The sequence below is a fragment of the bacterium genome, assembly GCA_019695305.1.
In the GTDB taxonomy this organism is placed as follows: Bacteria; UBA10199; UBA10199; order UBA10199; family JAIBAG01; genus JAIBAG01.
Window position 1 is genome coordinate 1 of the sequence record JAIBAG010000001.1, and the last position, 25,025, is coordinate 25,025.

The 25,025-nt window shown below is 40.1% G+C and carries 25 protein-coding genes; 11 read left to right on the forward strand and 14 right to left on the reverse strand.

What is annotated here, in order from left to right:
- Positions 1-243: MBL fold metallo-hydrolase (locus K1X76_00005; protein ID MBX7147438.1), on the forward strand; the 243-nt coding region annotated here is incomplete at its 5' end.
- A gap of 6 nt (positions 244-249) precedes the next feature.
- A complete protein-coding gene (locus K1X76_00010; protein MBX7147439.1) occupies positions 250-1,050 on the forward strand; it encodes a hypothetical protein in 801 nt (266 codons plus the stop codon).
- A gap of 5 nt (positions 1,051-1,055) precedes the next feature.
- On the opposite strand, the gene K1X76_00015 is transcribed toward K1X76_00010, so the two are convergent.
- On the reverse strand, positions 1,056-3,263 hold the full coding sequence (locus tag K1X76_00015) for an MMPL family transporter (protein ID MBX7147440.1): 2,208 nt from the start codon (positions 3,261-3,263) through the stop codon (positions 1,056-1,058).
- Between the two features lie 10 nt (positions 3,264-3,273).
- On the opposite strand from K1X76_00015, the gene K1X76_00020 reads away from it, so the two are divergent.
- From K1X76_00020 to K1X76_00030, 3 genes are all read left to right on the forward strand, one after another.
- Entirely contained in the window at positions 3,274-4,005 is a 732-nt protein-coding gene (locus tag K1X76_00020) for a hypothetical protein (protein MBX7147441.1), read from the forward strand.
- A 140-nt stretch (positions 4,006-4,145) separates the two neighbouring features.
- Positions 4,146-4,898: a hypothetical protein gene (locus tag K1X76_00025; protein ID MBX7147442.1), complete on the forward strand. Its 753-nt coding sequence runs from the start codon at positions 4,146-4,148 to the stop codon at positions 4,896-4,898.
- A gap of 3 nt (positions 4,899-4,901) precedes the next feature.
- On the forward strand, positions 4,902-5,483 hold the full coding sequence (locus tag K1X76_00030; protein ID MBX7147443.1) for a hypothetical protein: 582 nt from the start codon (positions 4,902-4,904) through the stop codon (positions 5,481-5,483).
- On the opposite strand, the gene K1X76_00035 is transcribed toward K1X76_00030, so the two are convergent.
- From K1X76_00035 to K1X76_00055, 5 genes are read right to left on the reverse strand one after another with little or no spacing between them, the layout of a single operon-like run.
- Positions 5,480-6,967, reverse strand: coding sequence for an ABC transporter substrate-binding protein (locus K1X76_00035; protein MBX7147444.1), 1,488 nt, complete (start codon positions 6,965-6,967; stop codon positions 5,480-5,482). The two genes, K1X76_00030 and K1X76_00035, sit on opposite strands and share 4 nt — an antisense overlap.
- Positions 6,968-6,978: 11 nt before the next feature.
- Complete coding sequence (locus K1X76_00040) at positions 6,979-8,262, reverse strand: amidohydrolase family protein (protein MBX7147445.1); 1,284 nt, start codon at positions 8,260-8,262, stop codon at positions 6,979-6,981.
- Positions 8,263-8,289: 27 nt separating this feature from the next.
- Positions 8,290-9,105 (reverse strand): pantoate--beta-alanine ligase, encoded by an 816-nt coding sequence (gene panC / locus K1X76_00045; GenBank protein MBX7147446.1) that lies wholly within the window; start codon positions 9,103-9,105, stop codon positions 8,290-8,292.
- Between the two features lie 32 nt (positions 9,106-9,137).
- Complete coding sequence (gene panB, locus K1X76_00050) at positions 9,138-10,052, reverse strand: 3-methyl-2-oxobutanoate hydroxymethyltransferase (GenBank protein ID MBX7147447.1); 915 nt, start codon at positions 10,050-10,052, stop codon at positions 9,138-9,140.
- 38 nt (positions 10,053-10,090) lie between these two features.
- Positions 10,091-10,741 (reverse strand): deoxynucleoside kinase, encoded by a 651-nt coding sequence (locus K1X76_00055; GenBank protein MBX7147448.1) that lies wholly within the window; start codon positions 10,739-10,741, stop codon positions 10,091-10,093.
- A 119-nt stretch (positions 10,742-10,860) separates the two neighbouring features.
- Between K1X76_00055 and K1X76_00060 the strand changes: the two genes are divergently transcribed.
- From K1X76_00060 to K1X76_00070, 3 genes are all read left to right on the forward strand, one after another.
- On the forward strand, positions 10,861-11,052 hold the full coding sequence (locus K1X76_00060; GenBank protein MBX7147449.1) for a DNA gyrase inhibitor YacG: 192 nt from the start codon (positions 10,861-10,863) through the stop codon (positions 11,050-11,052).
- A gap of 64 nt (positions 11,053-11,116) precedes the next feature.
- The gene (locus K1X76_00065; GenBank protein MBX7147450.1) at positions 11,117-11,650 is read left to right on the forward strand and encodes a hypothetical protein; all 534 of its coding nucleotides are present in this window, start codon (positions 11,117-11,119) and stop codon (positions 11,648-11,650) included.
- Entirely contained in the window at positions 11,647-12,417 is a 771-nt protein-coding gene (locus tag K1X76_00070; GenBank protein MBX7147451.1) for a hypothetical protein, read from the forward strand. The genes K1X76_00065 and K1X76_00070 overlap by 4 nt, the downstream gene beginning before the upstream one ends.
- A gap of 70 nt (positions 12,418-12,487) precedes the next feature.
- On the opposite strand, the gene K1X76_00075 is transcribed toward K1X76_00070, so the two are convergent.
- Genes K1X76_00075 through K1X76_00085 form a run of 3 tightly spaced genes read right to left on the reverse strand, consistent with a single transcriptional unit; the run spans position 12,488 to position 13,697 of the window.
- Positions 12,488-12,964: a hypothetical protein gene (locus K1X76_00075; protein ID MBX7147452.1), complete on the reverse strand. Its 477-nt coding sequence runs from the start codon at positions 12,962-12,964 to the stop codon at positions 12,488-12,490.
- A 59-nt stretch (positions 12,965-13,023) separates the two neighbouring features.
- Positions 13,024-13,188 carry a hypothetical protein gene (locus K1X76_00080; GenBank protein MBX7147453.1) on the reverse strand — a complete coding sequence of 55 codons (165 nt, stop codon included), beginning with the start codon at positions 13,186-13,188 and terminating at the stop codon, positions 13,024-13,026.
- Positions 13,188-13,697, reverse strand: a complete 510-nt coding sequence (locus K1X76_00085; GenBank protein MBX7147454.1) for a nucleoside deaminase — start codon at positions 13,695-13,697, stop codon at positions 13,188-13,190. Before K1X76_00085 ends, K1X76_00080 begins: the two co-directional genes overlap by 1 nt.
- An 85-nt stretch (positions 13,698-13,782) precedes the next feature.
- Between K1X76_00085 and K1X76_00090 the strand changes: the two genes are divergently transcribed.
- From K1X76_00090 to K1X76_00100, 3 genes are all read left to right on the forward strand, one after another.
- A complete protein-coding gene (locus tag K1X76_00090) occupies positions 13,783-14,613 on the forward strand; it encodes an ABC transporter substrate-binding protein (protein ID MBX7147455.1) in 831 nt (276 codons plus the stop codon).
- A 110-nt stretch (positions 14,614-14,723) separates the two neighbouring features.
- Positions 14,724-15,872 carry an AAA family ATPase gene (locus K1X76_00095; protein ID MBX7147456.1) on the forward strand — a complete coding sequence of 383 codons (1,149 nt, stop codon included), beginning with the start codon at positions 14,724-14,726 and terminating at the stop codon, positions 15,870-15,872.
- A gap of 52 nt (positions 15,873-15,924) precedes the next feature.
- Entirely contained in the window at positions 15,925-17,358 is a 1,434-nt protein-coding gene (locus K1X76_00100) for a TolC family protein (GenBank protein MBX7147457.1), read from the forward strand.
- Positions 17,359-17,443: 85 nt separating this feature from the next.
- On the opposite strand, the gene K1X76_00105 is transcribed toward K1X76_00100, so the two are convergent.
- From K1X76_00105 to hpnE, 5 genes are all read right to left on the reverse strand, one after another.
- Entirely contained in the window at positions 17,444-18,295 is an 852-nt protein-coding gene (locus K1X76_00105; protein MBX7147458.1) for a heme o synthase, read from the reverse strand.
- A gap of 80 nt (positions 18,296-18,375) precedes the next feature.
- Positions 18,376-20,226 (reverse strand): hypothetical protein, encoded by a 1,851-nt coding sequence (locus K1X76_00110; GenBank protein MBX7147459.1) that lies wholly within the window; start codon positions 20,224-20,226, stop codon positions 18,376-18,378.
- Between the two features lie 5 nt (positions 20,227-20,231).
- Positions 20,232-21,227, reverse strand: coding sequence for a hypothetical protein (locus K1X76_00115; GenBank protein ID MBX7147460.1), 996 nt, complete (start codon positions 21,225-21,227; stop codon positions 20,232-20,234).
- A 3-nt stretch (positions 21,228-21,230) separates the two neighbouring features.
- Positions 21,231-23,576, reverse strand: a complete 2,346-nt coding sequence (locus tag K1X76_00120; protein ID MBX7147461.1) for a CSLREA domain-containing protein — start codon at positions 23,574-23,576, stop codon at positions 21,231-21,233.
- Positions 23,577-23,706: 130 nt separating this feature from the next.
- Complete coding sequence (hpnE, locus tag K1X76_00125; protein ID MBX7147462.1) at positions 23,707-25,023, reverse strand: hydroxysqualene dehydroxylase HpnE; 1,317 nt, start codon at positions 25,021-25,023, stop codon at positions 23,707-23,709.
- Positions 25,024-25,025 lie beyond the last annotated feature (2 nt).

A 25,025-nucleotide genomic window follows, 5' to 3' on the forward strand; every position in this document is an offset into this window, starting at 1 on the left:
GCGGAATATGCGCTGATTAATGATGATATTAAGGCGGATTATTTAAAAGTACCACATCATGGCAGCAAAACTTCATCCACAGACTTGTTTTTAGATAAAGTAAAACCAGAAGTCGCAAGCCTTGGGGCTAAACTAGGCAATCATTTTGGGCATCCACACAAGGAAATATTAGAACGTTTTCAAAAAAGAGGGATTCGGGTATATAGAACGGATAAAAATGGAGCAGTAGAAATTCGCTACTGAATGTTTATGAAAAAAATTTTTATTATTTCTCTCTTATTAATTTCCTATCAGGCACAAGCCCTTACGTTAAATATCGCTGCCGATAAACCGAGTGAACAGGCAATCCCTCTAACACCCGCACTTAAAGCTACTCTTAGCTATAATAACGGAAAATTTAATCTAAACCTTCCAGGCCAAGCTACTCAAGCTATTACGAGTGTTGTACCAGCAGAAACTTTTAACAATAACACGCAAGTGATTGTGGAAGATTTTAACTTTGATGGCGTTAACGATTTAGCCATTGCAAAATCGGCCGGCTATATGGGTGTAAATATTTTTTACGATCTTTATCTTTTGGAGCAAAATAAAATTGTACCATCTATAACCGACATGGCTAATCCAGAAATTAGAAAAGATTTTAGAGAAATACGGTCGGGTTCCAAAAGCGGTAATACCTACGATACCATGATATACCGTATTCTTAACAATAAACCATATTTGTTCATCAATACCACCACCGTTGTAGGAAGTGGTTTACTAAAAATTTTTATACACGATACGAGCGGAAACGTTACCAAACAATATGTCGCTTCATCGTACGAGGAGATATCCGAAAAACTGAAACCTATAGAGCTTAAAATAAAATCACCCAAAGCTTACTTTTACAATGAGCCTGCCCCCGAACATAAAACAGGTTCATATGTCATCGCAGGAGATAGTGTCACCTTATATGATATTTCGGGCGAATACGTTTTAGCTGAATATAGTGGTAAATCTATCACCAAAAAATGGCTGCGGTATCAGGATCTCTCTATTGGCGAAGAATAAACGACTTAACGCTCCATATTTTTAAAAACTACCGGCCCCATAAAAATTTCGAAGATGACGGAGATGAAGAGAGTAAGCGCTGTGAGCAAGCCAAAACGAAAAGTGGGGTCAAACCCGGCAAAACATAAAATACCAAACCCCAGTGTTAAAATAAAGGCTGTATAGGTTATAGAAACGCCGATTGTACCATGCGCTTTAATAATAGCCTCAGCATGCTTATGGCCCTTTTTTAAAAACTCCCGGTAGGTTTCTACATAATGAATAGTATCGTCCACCACCACACCCAAGGTGAGGCTAAAAATCATCACGGTCACGAGATCTACAGGGTAATTTAAAAAACCCATGATGCCACCGCCAATAATAAGCGGCACTAAATTGGGAATAAGACTCACCAAGCCAAAACGAAAACTCTTAAGTAACACAATCATAAGGATGGTCACCACCACAAGCGACAACGCCAAACTAAAAAGCTGACTTTTAATGATATTATTATTGAGTAAAACCCATAACCACCCATAGCCCGTCACTGTAAGCTGATTATCTTTTTCTAAAATAGATTTGATCTGACCAACAATCTTTTGCACATCCTCGGCAGATACCCACTGGGAATGAACTTCAAAACGCAATTCATCACCAGCCGTACTTTTAAAACGGGATAATAAATTTTCGCCGGAAGATTCGGCCACTAAATAAAGTTCCGCTATTTTTTCTTTAGTATCGGGAATGCTTTCTGTATCTCCTAAAACCCCGTTTAATTTTTTAATAACAGGAATTACCGAAAACACCCGCACACCCGTTTTTTTTGCGATATCATCAAACTGTTGGTCTAATTTTTTAAGAAACTCCGGATCTTTGGCAATAATTTTCCCATCCGGTGCTTTAATTAAAATTTCAAGAGGGACAATGCCACCCAAAACTTGATCGAGCTTTTCAAAGTTTGTACGGATAGAATCGTGACTGGGAAAATATTTTACAAAATTAGATTCAACCTTAACTTTTGAAATACCCAAAACAGAAATAAAAATCAGAACCAGTACAAAAACCTTAACAAGAGTGGCATGCTTCATTAAAAAACGGGCTAAGTTTTCAAGTGCGGCAGATAAAAAGTGGTGGTGACGTTTGGCCGTAAAATTTTTAAAACCAAAAGAGAGAAATACCGGCAAAATAAATAAATTAAGAAACAGCGCCCACAATACTCCCAAGCCCGACAAATATCCCATGTGCTGCAGTGGCGGGATAGTACTGGGTGAAAATGAAAACAAACCGGCTATGGTAGTAAGTGCCGTAAAAAAAGAAGGTTTGGCTAAATGCTGCACACAGTAGATGATAGCCTCGTTAAAACTAAGATCTTTAGTTGCATGAAGCCTAAGCACCAAATGAATGCCATTAGCAATAGTCACTGTCACCAAAACGGGAATCACAACCGATACAATCACGTTAGAAGTAAAACCCAAGAATCCATAAGACCCAATCACCGTCACCACTAAAAAGGCTTCCATAAAAGCCAGCACAATGGTTTCAAAAATACTACGCGTGATGATGAGAAGTAAAAAAATGATGCCGCCAAATACAAGGGGCAAAAATAAAATTTGATCGTGAAGAATTTTCTTATTTAAGGCTTCATCGGTAACAAGCGGACCCGAGGCATACACTTTGTTATTTAAGCTACTTAATACACTCTCTGGGCTTACATCATCGGCTAGCCCTGCATAAAACACCATTGTATTTGTATCTTCCGAAAAAAAACGATGGCTATAGTAGGGGTAAGATTTGTAAGTTTCTTTAATCCTGTCCGATAAACTCAAGTCATCTTTAACTTGGTATAAAAGGGGCAAAGAATCGATAGGAGTTTTTACTATCAATTCATCCTCACTCGCATAAAAATCCTGCATGTTTCCAAAACCGGCAATACTAGTAATATGTGGGTTTTGTTCTAACTCCTGCGTAAAACTTTTGGCAAATTCAAGAGCCTGTGTTGAAAACACATTCTCAGTATCATAAGCGAGTAACAAAAAGCGGTTGTTGCCAAAAGTGTCATAAAAATGATCCAGCTCTTGCATAGAAACGCTACTCCCGCTAAACCACACCGGCAGTGCATTATTGGTATGCATAACAAAACTTAAAAAAGGTTTGAGAAAAAAGAAAAAAAGAGCCAAGACAAGACAAACTACGGCCAAACGAAAACGAATAAGAGCATTTAAAATAAAAGCCATGAGTATCAAAATGACATATAGTTCGTTGTATTTCAAACGCTTTTGGCTTTTTGTTTTATTATGTTTGCTTCCTGCAATAGCCCAGGCCCAAAATGCCGATGAAATGTACCAGCTTTCTCAAAATAGGCTCAAAGCTATTGTTAATCAGGCAGGGTCTTATAAAATTAGTATATTTAATGACAGTAATTATAAAAATTTAAATAAACTTTCATCGGCCGATAAAAAGCTTAAAAAACAATATTTGGAACAAAAAAAAATATTTAGCTTTTGGGAAACGGTATATAGGCTTAAGCACGATCTTATCCGCAACTTTAACCATCATCACCTTTCCTTAGATGAAAAACAAAATGAAGCGATGACAAATGAAGCCGATATTTTGGCTCAAGCCATTATTAAAAGAATTGAATATTTAAAAAAGGAATACAAAATTGTTGGAACACCGTCACTACAAAACCTGCTTATTTTAGCCAAAATTAAAAAACGCGGGGCCTGCAAACATTGGGCTCAAGATTTACTGGAAACCATTACAGCTATCAAACGTGATTATTTTACTGCCTATTGGGCCGAAGCTCATCCTGGCAAAATAACCGAGCACAATGTAGCTGTTTTAGTACCCCAAGGAGCGCCTTTTGAAAGCGGTTTAATTATAGACCCCTGGCGCCGTGCCGGAGAACCCTTTTGGATTTTAGTAAAAGATGATCCCCACCCTTTTAAACCTTGGCCTCACTTTCAACCACGGTAAGATAATTTTGTTGTTACTGGCACAAAATAAATAATTGAGACTAGCGTAAACATAAGAGCTGTTTTATACTTCTCCTCATGCCTGCCAGTAAACATCCGCATAGTTTTGCGTTTCTTTTTGTGATGGGCCTTTTCTTCTGCATGGCCTCTTGGTTTTTTAATGAATACTCACTTCATATTTTAGAGAGCGATCCATTATTACTCACCATTTATAACGAAACACATCCGCTTAAATTGGGAATTCTTCCACTCACTATCTTGTTTGCAGCAGCAGCTCACATCATCTTTTGCATGTTAACCGATCTCTATGGATCTAAAAAATGGTGGGCTATGCCTTTTATGTCAGCAGGTGCTGTTATTTGTATTTGGTCTTTTTTTGCAGCTATTCCTTCTTTCCCTTTTTTGGAGGGTGGCATTACATTAAGCACCGTTTTACACTCGGTTATTAATTTTGAGTTGGAAAAAACTCTCAATATAGCCCTAAGCCTTTTTATTATGCATCTTACAGGTATTATTGGCTTTCAACTCTCTCGCAAATTATGGCGTGGGCATTTGATATTACCACATTTGATAACAGCCTCTATATTAGCAACCCTTGGATTTGGATGCATTTTAGGAAAAGAAATTTTTTTATCACAATCGGAATGGGCCGTTTTAAGTATTACGCAAGCTTTTCAATTTTTAGCTACCAGTATTTTTTTAATTCCCGTATTTTACATAATCCGCATACCATTTAGACTCATTACTGGAAGCCAATATGCCGAGCTTAAAAGTAACTACCGTAAAAAAAGTCTCTTTAAACCCGATGAAGATTTCATGGCCTCGCACGAAAAGGCCCACGATAAGCGTTTAAAGGCTGTGGACGTTGAACCTCCCAAGTTAAAGGCTCTGTAAACGATGGACAAGATAACGCAAAAAACCTCGTTTGAGTACTCTCGCAAATTTGTGCACATGCTCTCACTGGGCGTACCCTTTGCCCACCTTTATTTTCCAAAATTAACCATGTGCGCTTTAATTTTTTTTATTATTTTTTATGCCACATGTGAATTTTTTAAACTGAAAGGACGCACAGGCGGTATTAATAAAATTATCGGCTTCATGCATCGCGATAACGAAAAGCATACTTTTGCCAAAGCTCCACTTTTACTGGCCATAGGCGTTCTGTTTTCTATCACCTTTTTTTCGTGGAAAGCATCTCTGGTAGGTATTTATATGGTGGGTTTATCGGATACTTTAGCCGCCTGGATGGGAAAAAAATGGGGCGTTACCAAAATCTTTTTTTTCAATCGCAAAACTCTGGTAGGAACACTAGGTTTTTTTCTATCAGCCTTCCCCATTGCACTCTACTTTTTGCCACCCAGCAAAGCCGTTGTAATTTCTTTGGTTGGCGCTTTTTTAGAATCACTGCCTTTTAGAGATTGGGATAATTTAACAATACCCGTTATTGTTACCTTTTTAGCCCAACAATTTATTTTTTAATTTTTTATAATTTTTGCCAACCCCTGAAAACCGGCATCGGGGCGTAAAGTATAAGCACTTACGTTTTTTTGGCTAAGTGTGTAATTTTTTTCGTACCACAAAGGAACTACTACTGTATCATCAAAAATAATTTTTTGTACTTCGTTATAAATTTCTTTTCTTTTATTACCATCCATTTCAGAACGCCCCTTGTCTAACAATATATCAACGGTTGGGTTTACATAATAGCCCCGGTTTCGGCCGTTAGGTGGCATTTGGGACGAATGAAAATTGGTATAGTATATATCGGGATCGGTAACTCCCACCATGGTAAGCGAGTACATTTCAAAATTTCCGGTACGGATATCATAAAAAAATGTACCCCATTCGTACGGTTTTACCGTAACACCAATACCAATTTTTCGTAAATACTCGGCAATAATTTGAGCCATATCCACGCGATCTTTTTTAGTGGATGTTTTATAGGTAAGCGTAAAACGCATTTGGGGGCCATCTCCGTCGGGATCGGTTAATCCAGCCTCATCCAGCATTTTTTTAGCCTCGTCTTCATTAAATGCAATTTGGCTAAGAGTATTATTAAAGGCCCAATGCTCGGGATACAAAATTGAAGTGGCCAGAGTGGCAAGCCCGTTTAATTTATAAGTAATAAGCTCAGTACGTGGTATAGCCAGAGCAATAGCCCGACGTACTTTTGGATTATTGAGATACGTATTTTTTAAATTAAAACCAATGTATGAAAAATTAATTCCATCTGCCGATTGAAGTGAAATATTTTTTTCTTTTTCTAAAGCCGAAACCAAAACTGGCGGCACTGCATTTTGTACAATATCTAAACGACCTTTCATAAGTTCTAACGAACGCAGGGTATCATCTAAAATAGTTCTTAAAATAATTTTTTTATTTTTAGCTTTTTCTCCAAAATATTCATCAAAACGCGTTAACACCACTTTTTCATTTAAAACGGTAGACTCCAAGCGATAAGGCCCTGTACCAACAGGGTTAAAAGTATTACCCGTTAATTTAAGGATGGGAAAAGTTAACTGCGTTAAAAATATGGGGGTTTTATTTTTAAGAAAAAAAACCACATGATGATTATCGGGAGCTTCTATTTTATCCAAATCATTCCACAAGGCAGCATAAGGAGAGTTAACTGCAGGAAGCGATTCGTAAGTAGCCTTCACATCGGCCGAGGTTAAAATAGTACCATCATGAAACAAAACATCGCTTTTAAGAGTAATTTCCAAGCGATTTTCTTTAAATGCATACGATTGTGCTAGCTCAGGTACCAAATTAAGCTTTTCGTCAAAGGTAAAAAGCCCCGCGTATAAAAGTTTAAAAACTTTTGCGGGCAAAGCTTCAACCGTTTTACGTGGGTCTAATTCTTGAGGATAGGTTTCAATACCAACAACAATTTCATCTTTTGAAACAGGAGCAACATGGCAGGAAGATAATAATAGTAAAAAAATGAGAGAAGAAAATTTCATGCAAGAAAGGGTTAATTCATATTTTTAATTGTTTTTCCATCCACCACCACTTTTTGTACATGAAACCCTTTGGTATGATGAATAAGAGCCGCATACAAATTACTGGTATCGTCATGATGGGCTGTATCAACAAGAATATAGTCGGCCCTTTTACCTGGCGTAAGAGTGCCTATTTGATCGGAAAGTCCTAATACTTTGGCGCCTCCTACAGTAGCCATTTTTAAAACGGTTTCCGCTTCGCCACCTTGAGCATTTTTTAAAATTTCTAATGCCATACGCATTTCATCCCACATCGAAAGCGTATTGACCGATGAAATTCCATCCGTTCCCAATCCTAAAACAACATTTTTTGCCAGTAACTGGGCAATAGGAGGCACACCTTCTTTCAAGTAACGTGCCGAACGAGGACACCAGGCTATTTTAGAACCAGATGCAGCAATACGATCAACATCAGCCGGTGTAATTTGCGAACATCCCACCAAAATGGGCGATGCTCTTAAAAAATCGATGTCTTCCAAATAATGCACCGGGGTTTTATGAAAAGCCGGTGGCAAAGTATCGCCCCAACCAATGTTGGGAAAAAGACGTGTAGCAATATCACCGGTGGAATTGTAAAAAAATTCTACTTCGCTAAAACTTTCGGCCGTATGCATCATCAATGGCAAATTACTGGAACGACAATACTGCGCCATAATTTTTAAAATGTTGCGTGACAGCGTATACGGTGAGTAAGGCCCGGCACCCACACCAATTAAATCGGAATCAAAATCCATGTATTTTTCAATCATGGCCATGGCCGTTTCATACAAATCTTGCGCTACCGAACTATCGTAACTGAGCACTTCGGGAAAAATAACAGCACGTATACCCACTTCATCCAAACAAACAGGCAAACCTTCAAAGGAACCCATATCTCCCACACAGGTTGTTCCGCTTTCAATAACGGCATCCAATCCTTCCTGAACGGCCTGACGCAAACGTTCGGGGCCGCTTTGCTTTTTGTAATCGATACACGAGATCAGCCAATCTACAAAACTAACATCCACAGCCATTTGGCGCACAGGATCGTAGGGATAATTTTTATGCAAGGTCATTTCTAAATGTGTGTGCGCATTGACTAAGCCAGGCATGAGAACATGATGAGGATGTTCTTCCAAAAGCGCATTTTCGTAACGGGCCAAAAGATCTTTTTCGCTTCCTACATCTATAATTTCGCCATTTTCAACGGCAATGGCTCCGGCCATAAGTGGCGGGGCATCCATGGTAATGAGATATTTAGCAGAAATAATGTCCATTTTTTTCTTATACTCCAGTTTTGGTCTTCAAACAACTACGTTATCAATCAGGCGGGTTTTTCCTACAAAACAAGCTAAAGCAAAAAGAGTTTTTCCTTTTTTATAAATAGATAAGGGTTTGATGGTATCGGCATCCATGCACGCGATGTAATCGATACGGATATCGGGGTGTTGGGAAATTTCTGTTTTTAAAATATCGCCCAAAAGATCCACATTGGTAAAGCCACCTTTTACAGCATCGGCAATTTTTTTAAGACCAGCCGATAAACAGAGCGCTTTGGCCCGTTCTATAGGAGAGAGATAGACATTGCGCGAGCTTTTGGCCAAGCCATCTTTTTCGCGTATGGTAGGAAGGCCTACAATGTTAATAGGCAAATTAAAATCAAGTGCCATGCGGCGGATGACAGCCAATTGCTGAAAATCTTTTTGACCAAAAAACGCATAGTGTGGTTGCGTAATGTTAAATAGTTTTAAAACGACTGTATCCACACCTCTAAAATGCCCGGGACGCGATTCACCACATAAATATTGAGCCGTACTTCCCACTTCGACATAAGTCTCGTAACCATCAGGGTACATGGTTTGCGGAGTAGGCAAGAAAACGTAATCGACGCCGTTTCGCTTGGCCATGGCGATATCGCCTTTTTCATCACGCGGATAGCGCGAGAGATCTTCATTGGGGCCAAATTGTGAGGGATTCACAAAGATAGTGAGTATCGTGATATCACATTTTTTAACGGAGGCTTTAATGAGCGATTCGTGTCCCGAATGTAAATAACCCATAGTGGGAACAACACCAATCGTCTTTTTTTTAGCCCGCAAGCTTAGGGCTATTTTTTGCATTTTTTTTGGATTTAAAATGACAACAGGCTTTTTCACTTTTGTGTAAAATCAGTTTTCTTTTTCAGGAAATTTTTCGATTTTTTTGGCGTTACATTATCGTCGCCACCATCCACAATAGTTAAGTTTTGATGGGTAGCATGTTCTTCAGCCGGAAACACACCTTTTTTAACTTCGTTTACATAAGTCGATAACGCTTTTACCGATTCATCATACAAATGGGCATAGGTTTTTACAAACTTGGGTTTAAAATCGGGCGAGTATCCCAAAATATCATTACATACTAGTACCTGTCCATGGCAGTGCGGCCCACAACCAATACCAATGGTAGGCACTTCTACGCTTTCGGTAATTTTTTGGGCAACTTCGGTAGGGATACCTTCCATTAAAATACAAAAAGCACCGGCTTCTTCCAAAATTTTTGCGTCTTCAATAATACTTTCGGCATCCAATTTGTTTTTACCCTGAGTTTTATAACCACCCATGGTGTGAATGGATTGCGGTTTTAAACCTACATGGGCCATCACCGGAATGCCCACTTTGTTAAGATACCAAATAAGATCGCCCAATTCCTCGCCACCTTCAATTTTAATCCCTTGGGCCCCTACTTTGAGTAACTCACCGGCATTGCGCACGGCTTCTTCGTGACTTGCCTGATACGACATAAAAGGCATATCGGCCATAATCATGGCACGCGTAACGCCACGAGCCACGCACTTGGTATGATAGATCATTTCGCCAATAGAAACCGGCAGGGTGCTATCATGGCCCTGAATAACCATGCCTAAAGAATCCCCTACTAAAATCATGTCGGCGCCAGCAGCATCTACCATACGGGCCATGGTATAATCGTAAGCGGTTACCATGCTTATTTTTTCGCCCATTTTGGCCATTTTTTGGATTTTGGGGAGAGTAATCTTGTCGGTGTTGTGTTTGGTGTGCTGTGACATTTTTTCCTTTTCCCTAGTAATATTAGGTACTTATTATGTTAACGATTGTCAATCGTGACATAATGCTTCTGCTTACCGCTCTTATAAGCATGATACAACTCTTTTTTAAGCATGTCATAGTCATTTTTGTTTTTTACAAAGTCGAGCCCGGAGGTGTTCACCACTAGAAGCGGTGTGTCATTGTACTGAAAAAAGAACTCACTATAAGCTTGGGCCAGCTGTTCGATGTAATCACCAGCAATTCCCTTTTCAAAAGCGGCCTTGCGCTTGCGAATACGCGATAACAAAACATCGGGATCGGCCTGAAGAAAGACGACAAGATCGGGTTTGGGCAGGCGCGCGTCAAGTAGTGAATAAATTGTTTTATAAAGATCCATTTCTTCGGGTGAAAGGTTCATGTGAGCAAAAATTTGATCTTTGGCAAAAACATAATCGCAAACAGTAGCCTGGCTAAAGAGATCTTGTTGTTTGAGCTCGATTTGTTGGCGATAGCGTGAGAGCAAAAAAAAGAGCTGAGTTTGAAAAGCGTATTGTTCTGGATCTTGATAAAAATGAGCCAAAAAGGGATTTTCTTTGGCTTCTTCTAAAATAACACGGGCCCCCATATCGGCCGCTAACATTTTAGCCAAGGTGGATTTTCCCACCCCAATAGGCCCTTCCACGGCAATGTAGCGAAGCTGCTGATCCATTCTTATAATTGATAACACCCGTAACTGGGGATGTCTATGAAGAAGTAGGGGTGCACGGCCGTGCGCCCTTACATACACAATTTTCTTTAAAATTTATACGAATTGAGTAATTAAAAGACATGGATGTAAAATGCCCTCATTGCCAAAAAATGACCCGTTATGAGGAGAATTCTTTTCGTCCCTTTTGTAGTGAACGCTGTAAATTGATTGACTTAGGTGACTGGGCCAGTGAAAAATTTCGTATAAAAGGAGATCCTATTATAGATGAAGAAACCAAGGATATTCAAAATCTGAACACCATTAAGAAATAAGACGCATAATTATTTTATATAAACCGCATGGTTTATATAACACTATATTTTGACGTATAATATTATGAAAAATCTAATTTACTTTACCATCCTTCTTAGCTCACTTACATTTTTGGCACATGCAAAGGAACCGCAAAATATTTTGGACTATTATTTATTATTGCCCGAAAAATATTTTGCCTGCGAATTACCACCTGAAGCCTCTTCTTCTCAAAGGATGGCAGCCATTCAACACCAAAATATAAAAAATGGTTATATTAAGACTATTTCTGAGGGTTTCCCCATGGAAATTGCCCTGTTTAAAATGAAAAAAACTCAACAAAATATGATTGCTGTTACTGTTAGCTGCGGGGCGGGTTGCATGTGTAACAAACAAGATTTTTTAATTTATACGTCAAATAAATGGGAGGAGACTAAACCATTACCTAATAATCTTCAAATCTTGCACGAAAAACTAGCCCAGCAAAAAGGTAGAGAGATATTCCCCTATTATAAACTTCCTGAAACTGGCACAACCATTGAAGTTCACGATTCCGAAAAACCCGAGCTTCTTTACAAACTGCTTTGGCAAGATGATAAATTTGTTATAGCCCCATGACATTACGCATTATTATTTTAACGGATGTTGCCATTTTTTTGTTTATGCTCTTTGTAGCGCCTACTTTGGGCAATTTGGCCTACATAGTTCTTAAAAATGAGGCCACTATGCCTCTATTTGGTTTGTTTTTATTTTTTATTTTTGCCGCCGATTGGTATGCGCAGGCAAACAAACTAAAAATAATCCGCTACCATCACACAAAAAAAATTAACGATAGTAACGCCCGTATCTTATTTTTTTATCCGGTATGGTGTTGTCGCATGCTTTTTGAATTTGTAAGCTTAAATTTGGCCATCAACGCCTTTTTTCTTCATTTTTTCCCAAAAAAGTCTGCCTGGTATGGTGCCCCACTTGCTATTGCAGCGCTCATTTGCCTGGTAAAAGTATCCCACCTTGTTTTTGTGGAAACACAGACAGAAACATCCTGTTCTACCGAGGTAAAAAAACCGTTGATCATTCACTTTTTGTACATCACCTGCATGCTTGTAATAGCAAGCACTGTTTTTGGTAGCATGATGCCCACCCCGGCACTAACAATCCATGAATGGTTATTTCTTGATTGGAATTACTTTTACAGAAAACCCATGGAAGTATTTTGGTATGTAATGCTGATTGGGATGATGTATTTGCCACTACGGTGGGTGGATGTAATAGAAAGCGACATGATGGCCACAAATATGTTGCAACGGGTTAAGTCACTATTACGCTATCTCATTGAAGGGGCTTTGGTTTTAAGTCCCATGTTACGAAACTATATAAAGGGATAAAATAACAAATACCTTACATAGTACGGGGGATGAATGGTTAACATAGGATGCGGGCCAAATTTGAAGACACTCATTCAAGCGGTTTAAAGGTGCCTGCAAGCCCTTCCACAAAAGCTAAGTCAAATTTTTCTGCCGCACTACCAATAGTAATGGTATAAGTTTTGGTTTTGGTCACTATGGCATAAACGGCTGTTTTAATTTCACCTTCCTCATAAACAAACTGATGAAAAAGATAATATGGGTTTTTATCGGCGGGTTTGTCTTGTTCCTTAATAATCTTGCCCGATTGACCAAGATTTTGTCTTAAAGATGCCACAAGTGCCTTTTCATCCTTGGCCGTCATCCAGCGCTTGATTTTACCGTAATAGCTCTGATCATGGGATTTGAAAGAAATTCCGTCTTCACGCGGCGTAATAGTCCATTCGGCTGGAAAGCTTATGCCAAAATGAAGTTCTTTAAAATTATGTGCCTTAAGACTAGACGCCTGTGAAGGCACAACAAAAAGTATATTTACAAAAACAAACAAAAGAATAATTTTTTTAATCATAAATAGAGCCTCCGGCTTTAAAAACCATACCTTCTGATCGTTACAACTCAAAAAATGGTTTAATTTTTCTTTTTAAAAGCCAAAACAGCCGAAAGAATACCTAAGGGTATGGGAACCCAAAAGAAATCCTTAAGTTCTGTTAAATGACCATTGGTAGAACCTACCTGGTACATAATTAAAGCCGCCAAAAATGATAATGCTGATAAAGCGCCAAAAAGTTTCATTATATATTTCCTTTAATACGTTTATCTTTAAAAAAACTTTGCAGAATTGTGACACATTCTAAACGCATAACTCCAGAATTAATTTTAATAGTATGATTATTGCCTTCAATTTCTTGTAAGTTATCAAGAGAAGGAAATTGGTAGCTCGTATCTTCGTGCGTTTGTCCATTCGTGCGTTCGTTAATATTGCGACGTTTATCATCCTTAGCTCCATATACGAGCCTACCTATCCGTGCCTGAAGTGAGGCACCAAGACACATCGGACAAGGTTCCAAAGTGACATACAACGTACAATCATTCAGCCGCCAGTTTTTGAGCTTTTTGGCCCCTTCTTCCAGCACAATCATCTCGGCATGATGCAGGGGGTTTAAACTTTGCTCGCGGGTATTGTGGGCCACGGCAATCACTTGATCGTCTTGAACTAAAACAGCCCCTATGGGAATTTCGCCAGCATCAAAAGCCTCTTGGGCTTCGTTTAAGGCTAATTGCATGTAATCATTATCATTCATAAAACATCTTACTATTCCTTAACTCCTCCTAAGTATCCACCTTTTTTTATTGCCCTAAACAGGCATCCTTGTTAGGAAAAAGTCCATGACAATACACATCGCCCACAGTCCCGATTCGGACGACGCTTTTATGTTCTACGCTTTAGCCGAGCACAAAATTGATGCCGAAGGCTTGGAGTTTGAACACGTTTTAAAAGATATCGAAACCTTAAACCGCGATGCGATGAACGGAAAGTACGAAATCTCGGCCGTTTCCATCCACGCTTATGCTTACCTGGCCGATAAATATGCGCTGCTCGATAGCGGCGCCAGCATGGGTGAAAAATATGGACCGATGGTTATTTCTAAAACACCTTTCCCTGTTTCCGATTTAAAAAATAAAAAAGTAGCGGTTCCCGGCACCATGACATCGGCTTACCTGGCTCTTAAAATGGTGGAACCTAATTTTGAACAAGTGGTTATCCCGTTTGATCAAATCATCGAAGCCGTTCAAGAAGGTAAAGTAGACTGTGGCCTTATTATTCACGAAGGCCAGCTTCAGTATCAGGCCATGGGTCTTCATCTCATTTTAGATTTAGGCAAATGGTGGGATGAATTAACCGGTGGACTTCCCCTTCCCTTAGGTGGCAATGCCGTGCGCCGTAATTTGGGGCCCGAAATGATGCATAAATTAGCCCGCATCCAACGCAACTCCATTGCTCATGGTTTAAACCACCGCAAAGAAGCCTTAGCCCATGCCATGAAATACGCTAGAGATTTAAGCGAAAAAGATGCCGATACCTTTGTAGGCATGTACGTAAACCAGCGCACGCTGGATTACGGCGCCGATGGCAAAAAAGCCGTGCAGCTTTTTTTGGATATGGCTTACGACAAAAAGCTTATTCCCCACAAAGTAGCCGTGGAATTTATTGGCTAAACACATTCTAATATATTGTAATCATTAATTTTTTTATTTTTACTAGATATACCTAACAAATTTGTTAGATACATCTAGTAAATTTAAAAGGCTTTCATTACAATGCTGGTATGAGCTACCAGCGTCCTTTTGAAAAAAAATTACAAGCCCGTCTTTTAGAAGACAAACCACTCTTACAAATTTTGCTCGGCCCCCGACAAGTAGGTAAAACTACCGCCGCCCGGCATATCTTTGAGGCCTGGACAGGGCCAAAAATAATGGTGAGTGCCGATTCTCCCACACCTCCCACTCCCGAGTGGATTCGTTTTTATTGGCAACAAGCTCAAAATCTTTCACCCGATGCCCTGCTCATTATTGATGAAGTTCAAAAAATACAGGGATGGAGCGAGCAGGTAAAAATTCTTTTTGATCAAACACGCCATGAACAACATTTGCGCGTTTTGCTTTTGGGATCTTCCAGCCTTAACTTACAAAAAGGACTTGTAGAAAGCCTGGCCGGCCGCTTTGAACTCACTCACGCTTCACACTGGACTTTTGCCGAGTGCCGCCAGATGTTTGGATGGGATTTAACCCGTTATTTAAAATATGGCGGATATCCCGGAGTAGCCCCGTTTGTAAACGACGAAGAACGCTGGCGGAGTTACACGCTGGGTAGCATCATCGAACCCGTATTGGGGCAGGATATTTTAAGCCAAAGGCGTATCGATAAACCAGCTCTGCTGCGCCAGTGTTTTGAATTATGCATGCAATATCCGGCACAGGAAATAAGCTACAACAAATTATTGGGGCAACTGCAAGATAAAGGCAATGCCACCACCATACGTGATTATCTCAATTTATTTGAACAATGTTTTCTCATTACCCCCCTTCAAAAATATACGGGAGCAGCCCTTGCGGGAAAAATCTCTTCACCCAAAATTATTGTGATGAATTCGGCGCTCATTCATGCCTACCAATCGTGGGCAAAGCTTGATGCAGATCCTTCGTGGTACGGAAGAATTTTGGAATGTGCTGTGGGGGCACATCTATCCCTCATTCCCAACAGCCGTTTGTATTATTGGCGCGAGGGACAAACCGAAGTTGATTTTGTACTAAAAACGCCGCAAAATTTGTGGGCCTTTGAGATAAAATCGGGGCTTAAAAAAGCGGCCACTCACGGTTTGGAAGCTTTTGCAAAAAAATACAAAAAAGCCAGATGTGAAGTGTGGGATTTGGATAAATGCCAAAAGTTTATGAATGGAGAAATTAATCTTGTTTAGGGCTCCCATCCCCAAGCTTGCATTTTAAGGCTCCATCCATTAATGAATAAAAGTGTCCTTTCACAACACAAAAATCACTTTTTTGCTCACCTGTCTCTTTGCATTTCCGTTTTCCTTGCGGGCAGAAATCATCACCCTTAATTCCCAAAAAGTAAAAGAAATCGCTCTCGTTCAAAATCTCAATATCCAGCAGGCTATTTTAGACCAAAAGAAAAACACTTTTGAACTTGAGCGCGCCAAATCTATTTACGACACTACCTTACAAGCTCATTATCAGTATTATAGAGATAATTCCGATCGCACTATCAGCGTTTTTGGCACACAAACCCGCACCACCGATTTTGGAGCTGATATTTTACAGCAAACTCCTTGGGGCATGGGGCTTACAGCTAGCTATAAAAATATTAAGGAATCCAGCAATTCGCCCTTTGTCACACTCAATCCTTTGTATAATTCCACCGTAAGCGCCACCGCCAGCCAATCACTCCTTAAAAATTCATTCGGTTATCAAACGCGCAAAAACATCACCGCTGTTAAAAAACAGGTAGAATCGTTCGATTTAGCCACACAGGCTAAAATAGATGCACTTTTATTTGAAGTTTTGGCCCACTATTATAATTTATACTGGGCCTATAAAAATTTAGCGTACGAAAAAGAAGCTCTTGATTTGGCCAAGAGCCTGTACAAAGCCAACATCAATAAAAAAGAATTAGGGATTATCGAAAATAGTGATCTCTCCGGCTTTAACGCCAATGCCAACGCGCGAGAGGCCGCTTATTTAGAAGCTAAAAATATTTATACGGCCGCATTAGAAACACTACGCTATGATTTATCGCTTAGCCCGAATGACACTTTAAAGTTAGCCGATGAAAAAAATATTTTTGCTCTTCCTTCTCAGAACGAAGCCTTAACTCAAGCCATGACTCATCGATCCGATTATCTGGCTCTTAAAAAAGAATTGGAAGCGCACAAAATTATTCTTTCAATTAAAAGAAATGCTCTTTGGCCTCAGTTGGATGTCAATGCAAGCTTAGCCTTAAACGGCGTGGACAGCTCTTATTCTAACGCCAATAATAAAATTGATAATGTGAATGAGGCCTGGGGTGTTGGAACTAATTTTAAAATACCTCTCCAAAACCGCTTTAGCCGGGCCGAAGCGAGTATGGCTAAAATGGACAAAACCAAAAAAGTTTTTGAAGTTAAAAACAAGGAACAGGAAATTTATAAAAATGTGACGGAAAGCTTAACCCGTTACAAAAACAGAATGGCCCGCTTAAAAGCCGCCAAGGCCGCCACACAAAATTACAGCGCTACTTTTACGGGAGAAAAAGAAAAATTTGAACAAGGCCGCTCAAGTTCCGATACTTTAATCCGCACGCAAAATGATTTAACCAATTACAAAAAGCAGGAATTAAACGCCAAAATGGATTTGATGCTCTCGCAAACCGAACTCTTATTTGTTCAAGGGAAATTGACCAATTACTAACAAGTCCCCTTAGTTTAGGCTACTTTCATTGCCCTTGTTGTACTGACAGCCCCATACGTTATTTGTAGACTAAATCACCGTTCTGTCAGTAAACTAGCGAATCCACCATAATCGCCACAAACACAAGAAGCAGATACACAATGGAATAAGCAAAAAGCCCCCAGGAGGATTTGGTGGTTTTTTTGCGGTAGAGATGAATGGCAGCTATCACAAATAAAATACCCATTACCGTAGTGCTAATAAGATAAATCATTCCACTCGCCCCGATAAAATACAGAGCCAAGGTGGTTGGAATAAGAGTAAATGAATAAAGTAGAATTTGTTTACGTGTGGCTTCGTCGCCCACTACCAAAGGCAACATGGGGTACGACACTTTTTTGTAATCTTCTTTACACCCCAAGGCCAACGCCCAAAAGTGTGGAGGCGTCCAAAGAAAGATTAAAAGAAACATGATAAACGGAGCTAAACCAATTTGCCCCGTAGCCGCAGCCCAACCAATAAGCGGGCCCGTGGCTCCAGCCACACCACCGATGACGATATTATAAGGAGTGCGCGGTTTTAAATAGAGCGTGTAATAGAAACTGTAAAAGATAATGGTGCCAATCCCTAACAAAGCAGAAAGCCAACCCCCAAAAAACCACAAAACAAAAGTTCCCGCTGCACCTAACACCACACTAAAAATAAGCGCGCTCATGGGTGAAATTTTACCCTGAGGTAGCGGTCTCTTTTTCGCCGTACGGGCCATTTGGGCATCTACATCACGCTCAAAATACTGATTGAGCGCATTGGCAGCTCCACCCGTCATGTAAATAGCCAAAACAAGCAGCCACATCTTGCCCGGAGTTTTCATCATGGAACCTTCCATAATAAAAGCCGCCAAACCGGTAATGGCAAATAAAAGGCTAATGCGTGGTTTTGTAAGGGTTAAATAATCCATACACAAGGTGGCTGTGTATAGTGGGGTTTTTTGCTAAAGGCAATAGGCTATTTCCATCGTATGTAGCCATCCCATTTTCTCTAATTTTTAGATTCAGGGATAAATAAAAGAATGTGCAAAATTAAGCCGTACGCCAAAATTGTATTGCGCAAAGCTAAATGTCTTTGGTTATCGCTATTTTTTGGAAGCCTTTCTATTTGCAATATCAAATATAGCGCATCATGCCGATCGGTGGATGTACTTTCTGACATGTCCATTATTGTAAGTTTTAACGCCAGTAATAACCAACGATAATAATCATCCAAAGCCTCACCCGACATTCTTTCAATTTCTGTAGTTGAATAGATTTTTTTATCACTTAATCTTTGATTGTGTATATTATTTAGCTCTGGCGCACGAGAACGTTCATTTAGTGCAGCCATGCCAGGAAATGATGGCTTTTTGGCTAATTTTGATGGTCTTACTTCTAAAGCTTCGTCATTGCCTTCATAAAAAGCTCTTAACGTTTCATCCACTACATCCTTCACGCTTTTAAAATTCTGATCTTGGCCAAAAATATCATCCCCTTTAAAATAATTTTTAATGAGCTCAAGGCGAAAGATAATTCCTAGAATATTTTCGTTTATATGCCCGGTTACATTTTGTATAGTTGATACAAGTAATGCATATTCATCCACTAATCTGTCTTTTGCTTCAGCATTTAAACGGGGCCATGTTGTATTAATAATAGGCGCTATTCGCTCATCATGAAAAGCCTCATCCAGTAAACGCGCTACCCAGTTGGCATTATCTTTTAACCCCCCCGGGATATCGTGGCGTAATGCATGGCCGGTTTCTGCTTCAAGTGTTTCTTCATTAAGAATTCTTGCTAAAGCCCTATGCGCCAAATCGTCCGGAATAATGCGTGCATGGCCCGTTACAATATCACGGTACATTTTTTCTAGTTTACGCCATGTAAGATCAAGATTTGCTACTCTCTTTTTTTCTGCAGGTAACAGTGGATAAAGATATTCTGCTAAATATCGTGCCTCTTGCCAGGTTAATAAATCAGGTCTTGTATAGTCTTGCCCAGTGCCTATTATTGAACTCGCGTCAATAAAACCGCATTTTTCTAATGCATTAATAAATTCACGCCGTTTTTCTGCGTTGTGACCGATGTACTGAACAACATCATTCGTTATTTCTATTTCACCTAAATCATAATAAAGGCACATCTCTAACGCCACATTTGGCTTTTCACCTGCTTGCATGCACAGGATAAGAATTTTTTTAATTTCGGGATAATCGGGTTCATCTTCTGTAAAACCGGCTTCTTCTAAAATGGCTTCAGCGGTTTCTGATATATTTTCATCATCACCGGCGCTCATACGCAGGCCCTCAATCTCCGGTTCTTCTGGCTCTGCATGGGGCTTTGGGGGGATAACAAGGGGCAATACAGGCTCCCCTGGTTTTTTATGTTGCTCTTCCGGGTCTACAACAACAGTGGGGGTATTTTCCAAATCAATCTCTTGTTCTTGGTACGGTGAAAAACCCAGTTCACTAGTTTCTGTATTGTGACTTTCCAATTCACAAACACCTAAATCAATTTCCAAATTTTGAGGTGTTTCATAATGAACAGAATTTTTGCCTAATACAGGACCTCTAAAAGTAAAAACCATGCCCTTATCAATTACTGGAGCATGGCAAGCGTAGGGATTTGCTAATTCACAATATACTCCAGGAGTTAAAAAGGCACCTAAGGCTAAGGCGCTTGTTGCGGGCGCAGCAATAGGGGTACGCACTGCCTTTTTAGCCACTTCTTTTGCCGCACTGGCAGCGGGAATAACAATTTGAGGTGGTGGCATTACAAAAGCTGGTAAAGGTTCTGACCTTGCTTCTTCAAACCACGATGTTTGATCGAGATACAGAGTCGTTAAATCGACAGGGCTCATAAAAATTAATCGATCCCGGGAGGTTTTGCACTGCCTTTTTCAATTGAAAAAAATTGAGATAAGTACTGCACGGCAGGATCTAAACCAGATACATCATCATGTGAAAACATGGTTGCTTCACCAAAATATTGATCATTTTGAGTAGGGAAATTTCCGCTTTGACCATCCACAAGCATGTCTCCACTCTCATCAATTCTTATCCACCCCGCTGCAATACCCCTTGGGGCAATACGATCCGCCATTTTAGCAGCATAAGCCCCTGCCATATGCGCATCTGTTGGCCTGATGAGGTAGAGATAGTAATGATCTTTCCCATCTGTTCCATTAGTTTGACGCACCAAATGATATTTGTATGCTCCAGAAAAACTTTTCGTAGTATCAGCGCCATAATATTGAATTGTTAATTTATTTCCATTGTCCAACATAATTGTAACGCGTTTGGGAAAAGTTGTTTTAGCACGCGATGTGTTATTTTTCCAATTTAGCTCTGTTAAATCGGATACCTTCTCACTTATGTGTTGTTCGTTTGATTCTGGATTATCTGCGCTCATCATAATTTCTTCGCTTGCAGATTCTTTGGGCTCTTCGGGATTGCGTGGAATTATAACCACTGGGGCCGAAGGCGGTTGGCCAATTGTGGTAGCGGGATCGGACAAAGGAGAAAATTTAATTTTTGTTTCGGGGTTTTCTAAATCAACTTCTGGATCTTCGTAAGGAGTAAAACCAGGTTCTTCAAGGGTTGGATTAATATCCTCCTCGCTGCCACTCAAATACCACACGGTACCAAGGCTGCCTGCAGCCAAAGCAAGGCCCCACGGTCCAGGTATTTTGGGTAACCTTGCAAAGCGTGCGGCATTTACGGCCAAACCTTCAGTGGCTTGTGGTAAAAACGGGGGGGCAAATAAAGGCAACGGTGCCGGATCACTTTTTTCCGGAAGTACCGATTCGTTTTCGTAAAAATACCAAGGTGTTTGTAAACCGTTTATTGCATCAGTTCCCATAAATTATCCTAATTTTCGTTTTAAGAAATAAATCCCCATAAGCGGCATCCACAACATAACAAATGCCAAATTAAAACTGCTGTTAGCAGGTGCTAAACTACAACCACCACCGCTGCTGCCACCAGCTTTGTTGCTATCGCCAGGGTTTTGGCTATTGCCTGTATCGGTACCAGTTGGGCTGGTTTCGGGATCGGAGGTAGTTTCAGAGTCGTCTGATACTTCCGGCTCGTCAGACGGGTCGGATTCTTCGGAGATGTCCGATTCGTCCGATTCACCTGAAGTATCACCACTATCTACTTCTTCGTTATTAACCGTATCCACACAATCGGCCAAACCATCGCTATCAACATCGCTAAAGCTTTCATCAATAGCGCCGTCGCCGTCGTTGTCTAAACCGTCACATTCTTCGGTGTCTACGCAATCGGCAACACCATCGGTATCGTTATCTGAAAATCCTTCGTCAATAGTGCCATTGCCATCATTATCAAGTCCGTCGCACGTTTCTTCTTCGGCACAGTTCATAACGCCATCGCCGTCGGTATCACCTGTATCCAAACCTTCGTCATATTCACCGTTGCAATTGTTGTCTTCTCCGTCACAGGTTTCGGGAGAATCGGGTGTGAGTACGTTAATGTTATTGTCATCGCAGTCCTGATTATTAGTGACAAAATTGGGTGATGTTTTGCAGGTGTAAAATGATTCACCAGCTCCATAACCGTCGCTATCGCTATCCACATAATATTGTGTAGCAGCACAATTTAATTCGAATGCTCCTATGTCACATTTGGTATTGTTAGCGGGTATTGCAGTTCCAGCTTGATCGTAAGATAAAGGTAAGCCATCAATATTGGTGCATTGTGTATTTTCAGCTGCATCCAAGGCTAAACCGGCTATGGTAGGAAGATAGCCCGCTTTATAACCATTCAGTATAATTGGATCTACAGATACTTGAGCGTCATCGCTTACAAAAGTAGTTACATCTGTTTCGGTTGAGTACACCACATCGCTACCCACAACACTTAAGCCTACAATATGAATAATAGTATCGGGATAAGAACTGGCGTAGTTATCCATATAAATTTCGTTAGTAGCGCTGTTGTTGTGATTGTTTTGATTAAAAATGTTGTGCTTAAAAATAGCGGCAGTTTCGGTGATGTCGGTAAAATATATTCCGCCACCTTGAGGATCGGTGCTCGTGGTTTCAACAGTATTGTTTACAATAGTGGAATACGAAATGGCTAATGGGGTATTACTATAAATACCACCGCCTTGAGGGTTGCCATCATTAAGCATAGATATGGCTTTGTTATCGATAATACTAATTTGATTTAAACTAACTTGGGCGATTGAAATGTAGTCGCTTGGTTGACGATCGACAATATATAGCGCTCCGCCTTGGCTGGCCTGATTATTGGCAAAGTTTATTTGATTGGCATCTATATTTAAAGGTATGAGACAGGTGTTTACATCGAGGCAAGCTGTAGATTGAGTAAATGCAAAAGCACCACCATGCAAAGCCTTGTTATTGTTAAACTGGATTTGTCCGCCTAGTAGAGATGAGTTTTCGAGATTGATGGCGCCACCGTCGGTAGCGGATTCATTTCCATCAAATATCATTTTAGCAAGGAAAGTATAGCCAGTGTCTGCATAAATAGCGCCGCCGCCAAGTGCAGCTTTGTTGTTTTTAAAAATGTTATAGGCTGTTGGTATAGCGTCACTAATATTGGAAATTAAAAGACCTTTAGATGACTTAATGGCACCGCCGGTTCCTGCAGTTGTATTGTTTTCAAACACGCAACCATTTAAGAGATTAATTGAGCCCTTGCCAAAAGTTGTGGCATTTAAAACGATGGCGCCTCCACCAGAAAACGATGTTGTAGACGCGTTATTTAAAAATGAGGTGTGATTAAGTGTGATGGAAAAATCGCCTGTTATGCCAAGAACACCGGCTGAGGTATCGGTAAAATTTTGAAAGGTCAAATTTTCAAAATTAACTTTTTTAGCGCTTGTCGTTGAAAAATTGCTGGTTAAGATATTGGAAAAGCGGCGGTTTGCGTTATTGGTTCCATCTATCACCGCTGGGTTTGTAGAAGTTCCTTTTATGGTGAGTTCGGCACGAATACTCATGCGTCCTAAATCGATTGAATACGGACCTTCCTGATTAAGTTCGATAGTATCAAGATCAGCTGTTAGATTGGCCTTAAGTATAGCTTCGCGGAGAGAGCAATCGGTATCGCAGGCACCGTCATTTGTATCGGCTGTTTTAGTAACCATGATGGTTTCGGCCTGGGCTGCAAGTGAAAAAAAAGTGAGCGTTAAAAGTGCTAAAAGTTTAATTGTATGTTTCATATTCGATATCCTCAAAAAATGTTCGTACACTATTATCGGTTTAACATCTAAATAAGTTGCCTGGTTGGCTTATTTTTTTTAAAAAAAATAAATTCCTATAATAACTAAATTAAATCAATAAGTTATATAATTAGCTTAGCTCCGTGGCCATCATTTTGGCTGATAATACAGCCGATTCAATGGTGGCCGGGTAGCCGGTTTGGGTCCAGTCACCGATTACATAGAAATTATCGAAGGGGGATTTTTGAGGGGGGCGTAATTTGTCACTTTGAGGCGTAATCGACATGGTGGCATTTACTTCCTTATTCACCAAGCTATGGATGAGTGAGGCTTCGTTTGCTTTGGGAAAAAGAGATTTAAATTCACTCAAAGCAAAAGCCATGATCTCTTCTTTCCCACTATTCAAGAGATCATAAGCCCCGCTAATAACCCCCATATAATGATACGGTGGATGCGTGATATCGGATATTCTATTTTTATCAAACCACCAATGCACCTTTTTATCGGCCGCCCCCACAAACATATCGTCCATTATCGGGCGATCGAACCATAAGTTGATGGAAACAATTGGCGCTGTTTCTATTTTTTTAAGATTCGAAAAATAAGGAAGTTTTTCTACAAAACCTTCGGGAATAAGAGGCAACAAAGAGTTAGGCGGGAGGCTACTCACTACGAGATCCGCTTTAAAATGTTCTTTATCCGTTTCTACCATCTGAACTTTGTTATCGAGCACATGAATTTTTTTTACACCACATCCTTTTATTACCTTGTGCCCTCTTAGTGTAAGATACTGCTCGGCCGGGTTAGCCAAAATATCGGAGAGATGCGTTTTAGCAATAATCAAACGTGAGTCAAAAACACTGCCTAAAATTCCTTTGGCCAATACTACAGCGAGCATTGAAGCGGAGGCGCGTTTAGGATCATCATTGAGAGTAGCCAGCGTTAAGATATCCCAAAAATTTTTCTGAGAAAACTCGCTTTGATTTAATTTTTTAAGCCAGGGGGTAACGGTTAGCCCTTCCATATCATTTTTTTGGAGCGATTTTTGAAGTGCCACAAGCCCCAGCTTGTCTTTGAATGTAAGCGCTTTAAAGTTAAGAAAGGCGCGTAATAAATTAAGCGGTGGTTTTAAATCTGTAAGCTTAAAAATAGTTTTTTCGCCGTTTTCTAAAACAAGAGGAACTACGGTGGGATTTAAAATATTAAGATGGCGTTTTACACCCAGATAATCAAATAATTTAAGCGTTTCGTGATACGCTCCCATCATGAGATGCTGTCCGTTATCCACCCAGCTTCCCGTTTTTTTATCCTGAAAGGCATAGGCGCGCCCGCCCAAGAGAGGTTTCCGTTCGATTAAGGTGACAGCATAGCCCAACGCATCCAAATGGATAGCGGCGGCAATACCCGCAAAACCTCCGCCGATGATGATGGCCGTATTTTTACTCATGA

Coding starts and splice junctions, on each gene's coding strand:
- K1X76_00065 (MBX7147450.1), top strand. CDS start 11,117: ATGAAAAATCTAATTTACTTTACCATCCTTCTTAGCTCACTTACATTT.
- K1X76_00035 (MBX7147444.1), bottom strand. CDS start 6,967: ATGAAATTTTCTTCTCTCATTTTTTTACTATTATTATCTTCCTGCCAT.
- K1X76_00085 (MBX7147454.1), bottom strand. CDS start 13,697: ATGAATGATAATGATTACATGCAATTAGCCTTAAACGAAGCCCAAGAG.
- K1X76_00020 (MBX7147441.1), top strand. CDS start 3,274: ATGACATATAGTTCGTTGTATTTCAAACGCTTTTGGCTTTTTGTTTTA.
- K1X76_00095 (MBX7147456.1), top strand. CDS start 14,724: ATGAGCTACCAGCGTCCTTTTGAAAAAAAATTACAAGCCCGTCTTTTA.
- K1X76_00110 (MBX7147459.1), bottom strand. CDS start 20,226: ATGAGCCCTGTCGATTTAACGACTCTGTATCTCGATCAAACATCGTGG.
- K1X76_00105 (MBX7147458.1), bottom strand. CDS start 18,295: ATGGATTATTTAACCCTTACAAAACCACGCATTAGCCTTTTATTTGCC.
- K1X76_00070 (MBX7147451.1), top strand. CDS start 11,647: ATGACATTACGCATTATTATTTTAACGGATGTTGCCATTTTTTTGTTT.
- K1X76_00075 (MBX7147452.1), bottom strand. CDS start 12,964: ATGATTAAAAAAATTATTCTTTTGTTTGTTTTTGTAAATATACTTTTT.
- K1X76_00015 (MBX7147440.1), bottom strand. CDS start 3,263: ATGGCTTTTATTTTAAATGCTCTTATTCGTTTTCGTTTGGCCGTAGTT.
- K1X76_00010 (MBX7147439.1), top strand. CDS start 250: ATGAAAAAAATTTTTATTATTTCTCTCTTATTAATTTCCTATCAGGCA.
- K1X76_00090 (MBX7147455.1), top strand. CDS start 13,783: ATGACAATACACATCGCCCACAGTCCCGATTCGGACGACGCTTTTATG.
- panC (MBX7147446.1), bottom strand. CDS start 9,105: ATGCAAAAAATAGCCCTAAGCTTGCGGGCTAAAAAAAAGACGATTGGT.
- K1X76_00055 (MBX7147448.1), bottom strand. CDS start 10,741: ATGGATCAGCAGCTTCGCTACATTGCCGTGGAAGGGCCTATTGGGGTG.
- hpnE (MBX7147462.1), bottom strand. CDS start 25,023: ATGAGTAAAAATACGGCCATCATCATCGGCGGAGGTTTTGCGGGTATT.
- K1X76_00060 (MBX7147449.1), top strand. CDS start 10,861: ATGGATGTAAAATGCCCTCATTGCCAAAAAATGACCCGTTATGAGGAG.
- K1X76_00025 (MBX7147442.1), top strand. CDS start 4,146: ATGGCCTCTTGGTTTTTTAATGAATACTCACTTCATATTTTAGAGAGC.
- K1X76_00040 (MBX7147445.1), bottom strand. CDS start 8,262: ATGGACATTATTTCTGCTAAATATCTCATTACCATGGATGCCCCGCCA.
- K1X76_00080 (MBX7147453.1), bottom strand. CDS start 13,188: ATGAAACTTTTTGGCGCTTTATCAGCATTATCATTTTTGGCGGCTTTA.
- K1X76_00120 (MBX7147461.1), bottom strand. CDS start 23,576: ATGAAACATACAATTAAACTTTTAGCACTTTTAACGCTCACTTTTTTT.
- panB (MBX7147447.1), bottom strand. CDS start 10,052: ATGTCACAGCACACCAAACACAACACCGACAAGATTACTCTCCCCAAA.
- K1X76_00030 (MBX7147443.1), top strand. CDS start 4,902: ATGGACAAGATAACGCAAAAAACCTCGTTTGAGTACTCTCGCAAATTT.
- K1X76_00115 (MBX7147460.1), bottom strand. CDS start 21,227: ATGGGAACTGATGCAATAAACGGTTTACAAACACCTTGGTATTTTTAC.